This is a genomic window from Rhizobacter sp. P2_H2 (genome assembly GCF_056403375.1).
On the sequence record NZ_JBFUFP010000778.1, the window covers coordinates 1 to 2,622 of the forward strand.

3 protein-coding genes are annotated in these 2,622 nt (G+C 67.3%); all 3 read right to left on the bottom strand.

The window, feature by feature from the left end; genetic code table 11:
* Positions 1 to 1,269 (bottom strand): GTP-binding protein (locus AC1D15_RS26160; protein WP_477828288.1); only part of this gene is annotated, 1,269 nt, incomplete at its 3' end.
* 16 nt (positions 1,270 to 1,285) lie between these two features.
* A complete protein-coding gene (gene truB, locus AC1D15_RS26165) occupies positions 1,286 to 2,233 on the bottom strand; it encodes a tRNA pseudouridine(55) synthase TruB (RefSeq protein WP_477828289.1) in 948 nt (315 codons plus the stop codon).
* A 3-nt stretch (positions 2,234 to 2,236) separates the two neighbouring features.
* Positions 2,237 to 2,602, bottom strand: coding sequence for a 30S ribosome-binding factor RbfA (rbfA, locus tag AC1D15_RS26170; RefSeq protein WP_047512900.1), 366 nt, complete (start codon positions 2,600 to 2,602; stop codon positions 2,237 to 2,239).
* Between the last annotated feature and the right edge of the window lie 20 nt (positions 2,603 to 2,622).

Below are 2,622 nucleotides of genomic sequence, written 5' to 3' on the forward strand. Positions count from 1 at the left end.
GCGCTCGCCCATCGCCTGCATCACGGCACCCTGGTGCTGGTCTTCGACGTCGGCCGTCACCATCTCGATCGGCTCATGGCGCTCGCCGTCGACCTCCTTGAACACCACGCGCGGCTTGCTGACGGCCAGCTCGTAGCCTTCGCGGCGCATGGTTTCCAGCAGGATGGTCAGGTGCAGTTCGCCGCGGCCCGACACCTCGAAGATGCCGTCTTCGTCGGTTTCCTTGACCTTCAGCGCCACGTTGCTCTGCAGCTCGCGCTGCAGGCGGTCCCAGATCTGGCGGCTGGTGACGAATTTGCCTTCGCGGCCGGCCAGCGGCGAGTTGTTGACGCAGAAATTCATCGTCAGCGTCGGCTCGTCGACCTTCAGCATCGGCAGCGGCTTCGGGTCTTCGATGCTGGTCAGCGTGACGCCGATGCCGATGTCCTCGATGCCGTTGATCAGCACGATGTCGCCGGGGCCGGCTTCAGTGGCTTGCTGGCGCTCCAGGCCCTCGAACTTCAGCACCTGGTTGACGCGGGCGTTGAACGGCGTGCTGTCCGGGCCGCTGAACACGGCCACGTTCTGCATCGGCTTCAGCGTGCCCTGGTTGACCCGGCCGATGCCGATGCGGCCGACGTAGGTGGAGTAATCCAGCGAGCAGATCTGCAGCTGCAGCGGGCCGGCCGGGTCGCCCTCGTGCGCCGGCACGTGTTGCAGGATCGCATCGAACAGCGGCGCCAGGTCGGTGCCGGTCTCGCCGGTGGTGAGCGTGGCCCAGCCGTTCAGGCCCGAGGCGTAGATCACCGGGAAGTCGAGCTGCTCTTCGGTCGCGCCGAGCTTGTCGAACAGCTCGAAGGTCGCGTTGATCACGTAGTCGATGCGCGAACCGGGGCGGTCGACCTTGTTGACGACGACGATCGGCTTCAGGCCGAGCGCCAGCGCCTTCTTGGTCACGAAGCGGGTCTGCGGCATCGGGCCTTCGACCGCATCAACGAGCAGCAGCACGCTGTCGACCATCGACAGCACGCGCTCGACCTCGCCGCCGAAGTCCGCGTGCCCCGGGGTGTCGACGATGTTGACGTGCGTGCCCTTCCACTCCACCGCGCAGTTCTTCGCGAGGATGGTGATGCCGCGTTCCTTTTCGAGGTCGTTGCTGTCCATCACCCGTTCGGTGACCTTCTCGTTCTGGCGGAAGGTGCCGCTCTGGCGAAGCAGCTGGTCCACCAGCGTGGTCTTGCCATGGTCCACGTGGGCGATGATGGCGATGTTGCGGATCTGTCGGGTCATGACGTGCTCTCTGCGTTCAAGGTGTCTTCAGGAGGCCTTGCACCTCCACCGGGCTCAAGAGCCTCGTCGAAATCAGTTCTCCGGSGTCGACCCGRCCGCTGCCGAGGAACGCACGGGGGTCGGGGCCGTACACGCGGAMCTGCTCCGCGTCTGCCAGCGGCAGGCGGCGGCGCAGGCCGCTCAGGAAACGTCCGGCATCTTCGTCGCCGAGGCGCACCACCGGCCAGTCGGCCAGCAAGGCATCGGCGTCGAGCAGCGCGGCTTCGCGCTGCGCTTCGTCCATCCCGGCCAGCTGCTCCAGCGTGAGCGCCTGGCCGAGCGTCAGCCCGCCGGTCTCGGTGCGGCGCAGCGCGGCCAGGTGGGCACCGCAGCCGAGCGCCTCGCCGATGTCTTCTGCCAGCGTGCGGATGTAGGTGCCCTTGGAGCAGCGCACGTCCAGCGTCCAGCGTCCGTCGGCTCCGGCAGTGTCATCCTCGACGATGGCAATGCGATGAATCGTCACCGCACGCGCCTCGCGCTCGACCTCGATGCCGGCGCGCGCGTATTCGTACAAGGCCTTGCCGTCGCGCTTCAGCGCCGAGTGCATCGGCGGCACCTGGCGGATCGGGCCGGTGAAGCGCTCGATCGCCGCCTGCAGCTGCGCGCGCGTCACGTTCACCTCGCGCTGCAGCAGCACCTCGCCCTCGGCATCGGCCGTGGTGGTCGTGGTGCCCAGCTGCAGCGTGGCGCGGTAGGTCTTGTCGGCGTCGAGGCTGACCTGCGAGAACTTGGTGGCCGCGCCGAAGCACAGCGGCAGCAGCCCGGTCGCCAGCGGATCCAGCGTGCCGGTGTGGCCGGCCTTCTCGGCGCGGTACAGGCGCTTGGCTTTCTGCAAGGCGTCGTTGCTCGACAGGCCGAGCGGCTTGTCGAGCAACAGCACGCCATGGACGGCGCGCCGCGGGATGCGCGGGCGAGTGGCTTGCACCGGTCAGTCTTCCTTGGCCTGCGTCGAATTGGCCTGCTGGATCAGCGCGCTCAATTCGGCCGCCCGCTCGGTGGTGCGGTCGAAGTGGAAATGCAGCGTCGGCACGGTGTGGATCTGCAGGCGCTTGAAGAGGCCGTTGCGCAGGAAACCGGCGGCCTCGTTCAAGGCCTCCTCGCATTCCTTCACATCGCCCACCAGCAGCGAGAAGAACACCTTCGCGTGCGCATAGTCGGGCGTGACTTCCACCGCCTGCAGCGTCACCATGCCGATGCGCGGATCCTTCAGGTCGCGGATCAGCTCGGCCAGGTCGCGCTGGATCTGGTCGGCGATGCGGAAACCGCGGTTCGGGATGGCTCGTTTGTGTCGCATGTTCAAGGCTCCTGCTGGTT

Excerpts from the sequence above, each read along its gene's own strand:
- rbfA (WP_047512900.1), bottom strand. The coding sequence starts at position 2,602 with ATGCGACACAAACGAGCCATCCCGAACCGCGGTTTCCGCATCGCCGAC.